The organism is Pseudomonas sp. R62, from assembly GCF_000257605.1.
GTDB classification, from domain to species: Bacteria; Pseudomonadota; Gammaproteobacteria; order Pseudomonadales; family Pseudomonadaceae; genus Aquipseudomonas; species Aquipseudomonas atacamensis.
Genome location: NZ_JH635998.1, coordinates 3311425 through 3318566, shown reverse-complemented (window position 1 = coordinate 3318566; position 7142 = coordinate 3311425). Strand labels below are relative to the sequence as shown.

Here is a 7142-nt window from a genome sequence, read left to right as displayed (position 1 = left end):
TGGTCTTGCCACTGGAACCGGTCACCGCCGCCACTGGCTGGGTGAACGCAGCACGGTTCAACGCGCCGAGTTGGCCCAGCGCCTGACGGGTGTCTTTGACCAGCAATTGCGGCAGCGCGCTGTCGGCGACTTCGCGCTCGACCAGTGCCGCGACGGCGCCTTTGCCGGCAACGTCGTTCAGATAATCATGACCGTCGAAACGCGGGCCGGTCAGGGCGATGAACAACTGGCCGGGCTGAATGGCGCGGCTGTCGATACTGACGCCGTCGAAACTCGCGTCAGCGCCAATCAAACGGGCTTCGAGCGCGTTGGTCAATTCGCTGAGTGTCAGGGCCTTAAGCATGGGCCACCTCCCACGCGGTCAGGGCATGATCGGCCTCGACCAGATCGGAAAAGGCATGGCGCACGCCGTTGATTTCCTGATAGTCCTCGTGACCTTTGCCGGCGAGCACAATCACGTCATCAGCGGTTGCGCCAGCAATCAATTGCGCAATGGCCTGGCCGCGACCGGCGACGAAGGTGACCTTATCCACAGCGGTGAAACCGGCGCGGATGTCGTCGAAAATCACCGCAGGATCTTCGGTGCGTGGGTTGTCGTCGGTGACCAGCACTTGGTCAGCCAGACGTTCGACCACTTCGGCCATCAACGGACGTTTGCCACGATCGCGATCACCGCCGCAGCCGAACAGGCACAGCAGTTGACCTTTGACGTGCGGGCGCAGTGCGGTGAGAACTTTTTCCAGTGCATCCGGGGTGTGGGCGTAATCGACCACCACCAACGGCTGCGTGCCACCACCCAAACGCTGCATGCGACCGGCCGGGCCTTCGAGCTTCGGCAGCACTTTGAGAATTTCGTCGAGGGCGTAATCCAGACCGAGCAAGGCGCCGACTGCGGCCAGCACGTTGCTCAGGTTGAAACGCCCGAGCAGCGTGCTGCGCAGGTGGTGCTCGCCTTGCGGCGTTACCAGCGTGGCGCGTACGCCGTGGTCGTCGAACTGCGCTTCGCGGCAGAACAGGTAGGCGCTGCTGTCGAGCAGGCTGTAGGTGATCAAACGCGACTCGCGCTTTTCCGCCGCCAGTTGCCGGCCGAAATCGTCGTCGAGGTTGACCACGCGGCACTTCAGGTCATTCCAGGCGAACAGCCGGGCCTTGGCCTCGGCGTACGCCTGCATGGTGCCGTGATAATCCAGGTGATCGCGGGACAGGTTGGTCATCACCGCCACGTCGAAGGCCAGCGCGGTGACCCGGCCCTGATCCAGACCGTGGGACGAGACTTCCATGGCCACGGCTTTCGCGCCGGCCTTTTTCAGGTCACCCAGGGTCGCTTGCACGGCAATCGGGTTCGGCGTGGTGTGCAGGCCGCTTTCCAACGCGCCATAGAAGCCGGAACCCAGCGTACCGACAATGCCGCAATGCTGGCCGAGCAGATCCAGCGCCTGCGCGACCAGTTGGGTCACGCTGGTCTTGCCATTGGTGCCGGTGACGCCAATCAGGTTCAGGTGATGACTCGGCTCACCGTAAAAACGCCCGGCGATGTCCGACAGCTGCGCCGCCAGACCTTTGACCGGAATCAGCGGCACGTCAGTGATCGGCAGCACGGTGGCGCCTTCGACTTCATAAGCCACGGCAGCCGCGCCGCGTTGCAAGGCATCGGCGATGTGCGCACGGCCATCGAAGCGGCCACCGGGTACAGCAAGAAACAGATCGCCGGCGCGCACGTTGCGGCTGTCCAGCGCCAGTTCACGGATCAACAAATCGTGGCCGGCGTGGGGAAATATCTTGTTCAGACTTAATGACATCAGCCGCGCCCTCCATTGGCTTTCAGCGGAACGACCGGGGTGGCATTGGCCTGTTGGGTGGTCGGCAGGTTGTCCGGGGTCACGTTCATCAGGCGCAGGGTGCCGGACATCACACGGCTGAACACCGGCGCCGACACCAGGCCACCGAAGTAACCGGCCTTGGTTGGCTCATCAATCACCACAACGATGGCGTAACGCGGATCGCTCATCGGGCCGAAGCCGGCGAACAGCGAACGGTAGGAGTTTTCCGCGTAGCCCTTGGTGCCGACCGAGGTCTTGCGCGCGGTACCCGACTTGCCGCCGACGTGATAAGCCGGCACCTGCGCACGGAACACGCCGCGCGGCGCTTCGATCACTTGCTGCAACATGCCCTGCATGGTTTTTGCCACGGCTTCCGGCAGCACTTGGGTGGTCTGCGGCATCTTGTCGGTTTTGATCAGGGTCAGTGGCGCGAGGCGACCGTTGTTGGCCAGCGCCGAGAACGCATGCACCAGCTGGATCGCGGTCACGGAAATACCGTAGCCGTAAGACAAGGTTGCAGTTTCAGCCTTGCGCCATTCGCGGTAGTTCGGCAGATTGCCGACACGTTCGCCGGGGAAGCCCAGGCCGGTGTCCTGACCGAGGCCGACTTTCTGCGCGAGACGGAAAATGGTTTCGCCGCCGATATCGAAGGCGACTTTACTCATGCCGACGTTACTGGAATTGATCAGGATGCCGGTCAGATCGAGCACCGGCCCTTCGGTCTTCGACACGTCTTTGATGGTGTATTTGCCGATCTGCAACGAGCCCGGATACACCTCGACGGTGTCGCTCGGTTTCCAGCGGCCGGTTTCGATCGCCGCGCTCATGGAAATGGCTTTCATGGTCGAACCCGGTTCGAACACGTCGATCATGGCGCGGTTGCGCATCATCGCCGGTTGTAGGTTGCGACGGTTGTTCGGGTTGTAGGTCGGCTGGTTGACCATGGCCAGGATCTCGCCGGTCTTCACGTCCATGATCACCAGACTGCCGGCCTTGGCGCCGTTCTCGATGATCGCGTTGCGCAGTTCGCGGTTGGCCAGGTATTGCAGACGCAGATCAATCGACAACGCCAAGGGCTTGCCGGCCTTGGCGTTTTTGGTGACCTGAACATCCTTGATCAGCCGGCCACGGCGATCCTTGATGACTTGTCGTTTGCCCGGCACCCCGGCCAGCCATTCGTCATAGGCCAGCTCGACGCCTTCGCGACCGTGATCGTCGATGTCGGTAAAGCCGACCATGTGCGCGGTGACTTCACCGGCCGGGTAGAAGCGGCGGAATTCTTCGATGCCATAGACGCCCGGCACTTTCAGATCGAGCACAGCCTGGCCCTGCTCGGGGGTCAGCCCGCGCACCAGATAAATGAATTCTTTGTTGGCCTGGGCTTCGAGGCGCTCGCTGAGGGCTTTCGGGTTCTGGCCCAACGCGGCGGCAAGTGCCGGCCACTTCTCTTTGGCCGACTGCATTTCCTTGGCGTTGGCCCACAGCGTGGTCACTGGCGTACTGACGGCCAGAGGCTCGCCGTTACGGTCGGTGATCAGGCCACGGTGCGCCGGAATCGGAATGTGGCGCAGGCTGCGCGCGTCGCCCTGCCCTTTGAGGAAGTCACGGTCGACCACTTGCAGGTCGATGATGCGCCAGCAGATCGCAGCGACCATCAGGCCGAGCAGCGCCACCATCAGGCGGAAGCGCCATGGGAACAGTGCGCCTTCGAGTTTCATCATGGCGCCACCATCTTCACGTCAGCCGCGCCAGGGATGTGCATTTTCAGTTGTTCGGTGGCTAGCACTTCGATGCGGCTGTGCGCGGTCCAGGTGCTCTGCTCGAGAATCAGCCGCCCCCACTCGGCCTGCGCCTTGTCGCGCACGCTGAGTTCGTTATAAAGGGTGTTGAGCAACTGCCGGTTCCAGTGCGCGCTGTACGACACAGCAATGGCCGAAAACAGCACGCCGATAAACAGCAGCAGCATCAGAAAGCTGCCGCCGGGCAGTGGTTTGGCGAAAAGCTTGCTCACCGCAACTTCTCCGCGACACGCATGACGGCGCTACGGGAACGTGGGTTGGCTTTGAGTTCGGCGTCGGAGGCCGTCTGCGCTTTGCCGTGGATTTTGATTTTCGGTTCGAAGGCGACGTGGCGAACCGGCAGGTTGCGCGGCAGATTGTCGGCCTCGCCTTTCACCAGCTTGCGCATGAACAGTTTGACGATGCGGTCTTCCAGCGAGTGGAAGCTGATGACCACCAGACGGCCGCCAACTTCCAGCGCTTGAAGCGCGGCGTCGAGGCCGGCTTCCAGATCGCCGAGTTCGTTATTGACGTGAATGCGCAAACCCTGGAACGCGCGGGTAGCCGGGTTCTTGCCCTTTTCCCACGCCGGGTTGGCGACTTTCAGCACTTCGGCCAGATCGGCGGTGCGCTCGAACGGCTTGATGTCACGGCGCTCGGCAACGGCACGGGCCATGCGCCCGGAGAAACGTTCTTCGCCGTATTCCTTGAACACCCGGGCTATTTCTTCCACCGGCGCGGTGTTGACGAATTCGGCAGCGCTGATGCCACGGGACGGGTCCATGCGCATGTCCAGCGGGCCGTCATTGAGGAAACTGAAGCCGCGCTCGGCGTCATCGAGCTGCGGCGACGACACGCCGAGGTCGAGCAGAATGCCGCTGACCTTGCCGGTCAGGCCTTGCTCGGCAACCACCGAACCGAGCTCGGCAAAGCTGCGCTGCACAACGACAAAGCGGCCGTCTTCGGCCGCTAGCGTTTGCCCGGTGGCAATCGCTTGAGGATCCTTGTCGAATCCGATGAGTCGACCGTCCGGCCCGAGCTGGCTGAGGATCAACCGACTGTGCCCGCCGCGCCCGAACGTGCCGTCCAGATAGCAGCCATCAGGACGTACGGCGAGAGCCTCGACGGCCTCGTCAAGCAGTACGGTGATGTGGTTAAAGCCGCTATCAATAGTCACAGGATCAAATCACGCAGTTCATCAGGCATCGCGCCCGGTTGTTGAATAGCAGCAAGGTCAGCGGCAGATACCGCATTCCATGCATCCTCGTCCCACAATTGGAACTTGTTCAGTTGGCCGACCAGCATCGCGCGCTTATCGAGCTTGGCGTATTCGCGCAAACGCGGCGGAACCAGGAAACGACCACTGCCATCGAGTTCGAGGTCGACGGCATTACCAATCAATAAACGTTGCAGGCGACGGTTCTCTTCGCGAAGCGAAGGGAGTGCGCGCAACTTGGTTTCAATAATTTCCCACTCATCGAGCGGATAGACACACAGGCACGGATCAACGGCATCAATGGTCACGATCAATTGGCCGGAACTGCGCGAATCGAGCTCGTCACGGTACCGGCTCGGCATGGCGAGACGGCCCTTTGCATCGAGACTGATAGCGTTAGCTCCGCGAAACACGTCAGCGTTTCTCCAATTTTTATCGTTTTGAGCTCAAAAAACCCACTTCATGCCACTTTCCGCCACTTGCGCACACTATAGGAATGCGCCCACCACACCGTCAAGGCGCGGATTAAAGGAAAAGCCTTACAGAACGGAGATTTAGCGACGTAAAAGGAGGCTCAACGAGAATCTGACGTGAAGTTTCGACCAATAACTTGATGCAGCACTGAAAGCTGCGCTCGAAAGTTAAAGTAGTTTGTTAAGAGTAAGATTTTTTCGGTATTACAAAGGCGCTTCGGCTGTTGATTGAAGCAGGGTGGGAAAAGGCTATTACCGCGTTTGCCGCTGCCGGAATTTCAGACCAGGCCGACTGATATTACACAGCCGCGTCTTTTTTGTTTCAAGCAGGGAAAGAAAAAGGTGGAGAGTCGATCTGTAAGCCGGGTTCTGTCTTGAACAGTCATTCGTCTACGATGGCCATCACTGGACATCTTTAGCAACCTACCCGGTCCCAGCGCGGGCCACGCCTTGGGACCCTATTTGGTCTTGCTCCAAGTGGGGTTTACCTAGCCACGAACTGTTGCCAGACGTGCGGTGCGCTCTTACCGCACCTTTTCACCCTTACCGGCGCTTGCGCGCTTAGGCGGTTATTTTCTGTGGCACTTTCCGTAGGCTCACGCCTCCCAGGCATTACCTGGCACTTCGCCCTATGGAGCCCGGACTTTCCTCCCCCCCCTAATTTTCATAGAGGGCAGCGACTGTCCGATCGACTCTCCGCCGCGAAGGTTAACGGCAGAGCGCCGGAAGAACAAGCGCTAAAACCCTCAGGAACGCCATGGGCGACGGCTTACACGCCTTTCTGTTTATCCAGCGCCACCTGATACAGCACGTTTTTGCGCTCGCCGGTGATTTGCGCTGCCAGTGCGGCGGCGCGCTTGAGCGGCATTTCCTCAAGCAGCAAATCGAGGATGCGCATGGCTTCGCTGCTGACCGCGTCCTCCGACTCCGGCGCCGTCCAGCCGGCCACCAGAACCACGCACTCGCCGCGCTGCTGATTGCTGTCGGACTCGACGAACGCACGCAGTTCGCTGAGCGGCAGGCCTTTGAGGGTTTCGAAGGTTTTGGTGATTTCCCGCGCCAGCAGAGCCTGACGCTCGCCGCCAAACACCGCTTCCATATCCTGCAGGCATTCGAGAATGCGATGCGGCGCTTCATAGAAAATCAGCGTGCGCGGTTCTTCTTTAACCGCTTCCAGACGCGCTTTGCGTCCGACCGACTTGGCCGGCAGGAAACCTTCGAAGATAAAACGGTCGGACGGCAATCCCGCCGCCGACAGCGCCGCGATCAAAGCGCAGGCACCCGGCACCGGCACCACGTTGATGCCGGCCGCACGGGCCTGACGCACCAGGTGATAACCCGGATCGGAGATAAGCGGCGTGCCGGCATCGGAGATCAGCGCGACGTTGTCGCCCGCCAGCAACCGGGTAATAAAGCGGCTACCCTCATCCCGTTCGTTGTGTTCGTGACATGCGGCCAGCGGCGTACCAATGCCGAAGTGCTGCATCAGGCGCGCCGAATGCCGGGTGTCTTCCGCTGCAATCAGCGCCACTTCACGGAGGATTTTCAAGGCCCGGGCGCTGATGTCGTCCAGGTTGCCGATGGGCGTCGCCACCACATAAAGCGAGCCAGCAGCGGAATTCAAAGGACCTGGAGCAGTCAAAGCGCACACCTCGTGATCGGTAAAAGCGGCCATTGTAGCGCGTCATGAGGCTTGCGATGCGCTCCGGCCGAGTGCGGTTTTTCGCCCGGTTGTGCGCTGCCGCAACATTTACTCCAGCTAAATTGACCGATTCACGCCAGTAACATCGCGCCCCGGCCAGTGCTTGGGTACAATTCCACGCTAATTTGATCGAGTATCAGGAACACTTACATG

Annotated in this window: 7 protein-coding genes and 1 other RNA gene; all 8 read right to left on the bottom strand. The window is 60.7% G+C overall.

Annotated features, from left to right (window positions below; all coding sequences use genetic code 11):
* The coding region (locus OQK_RS31340; protein ID WP_038860998.1) for a Mur ligase domain-containing protein at nt 1-343 on the bottom strand (343 nt) is incomplete at its 3' end.
* Entirely contained in the window at nt 336-1799 is a 1464-nt protein-coding gene (locus OQK_RS16025; protein WP_016773271.1) for a UDP-N-acetylmuramoyl-L-alanyl-D-glutamate--2,6-diaminopimelate ligase, read from the bottom strand. The genes OQK_RS16025 and OQK_RS31340, both read right to left, overlap by 8 nt.
* Nucleotides 1799-3538 (bottom strand): peptidoglycan D,D-transpeptidase FtsI family protein, encoded by a 1740-nt coding sequence (locus OQK_RS16020; RefSeq protein WP_174823877.1) that lies wholly within the window; start codon nt 3536-3538, stop codon nt 1799-1801. The genes OQK_RS16025 and OQK_RS16020 overlap by 1 nt, the downstream gene beginning before the upstream one ends.
* Nucleotides 3538-3831 (bottom strand): cell division protein FtsL, encoded by a 294-nt coding sequence (gene ftsL, locus OQK_RS16015; RefSeq protein ID WP_016773269.1) that lies wholly within the window; start codon nt 3829-3831, stop codon nt 3538-3540. The genes OQK_RS16020 and ftsL overlap by 1 nt, the downstream gene beginning before the upstream one ends.
* A complete protein-coding gene (rsmH, locus tag OQK_RS16010) occupies nt 3828-4775 on the bottom strand; it encodes a 16S rRNA (cytosine(1402)-N(4))-methyltransferase RsmH (protein ID WP_016773268.1) in 948 nt (315 codons plus the stop codon). Before rsmH ends, ftsL begins: the two co-directional genes overlap by 4 nt.
* On the bottom strand, nt 4772-5227 hold the full coding sequence (gene mraZ, locus OQK_RS16005; protein ID WP_007917012.1) for a division/cell wall cluster transcriptional repressor MraZ: 456 nt from the start codon (nt 5225-5227) through the stop codon (nt 4772-4774). The genes rsmH and mraZ overlap by 4 nt, the downstream gene beginning before the upstream one ends.
* A 402-nt stretch (nt 5228-5629) precedes the next feature.
* Nucleotides 5630-5983, bottom strand: an RNA gene (rnpB, locus tag OQK_RS28890) — RNase P RNA component class A.
* Between the two features lie 73 nt (nt 5984-6056).
* The gene (gene rsmI, locus OQK_RS16000) at nt 6057-6962 is read right to left on the bottom strand and encodes a 16S rRNA (cytidine(1402)-2'-O)-methyltransferase (RefSeq protein ID WP_016773267.1); all 906 of its coding nucleotides are present in this window, start codon (nt 6960-6962) and stop codon (nt 6057-6059) included.
* Between the last annotated feature and the right edge of the window lie 180 nt (nt 6963-7142).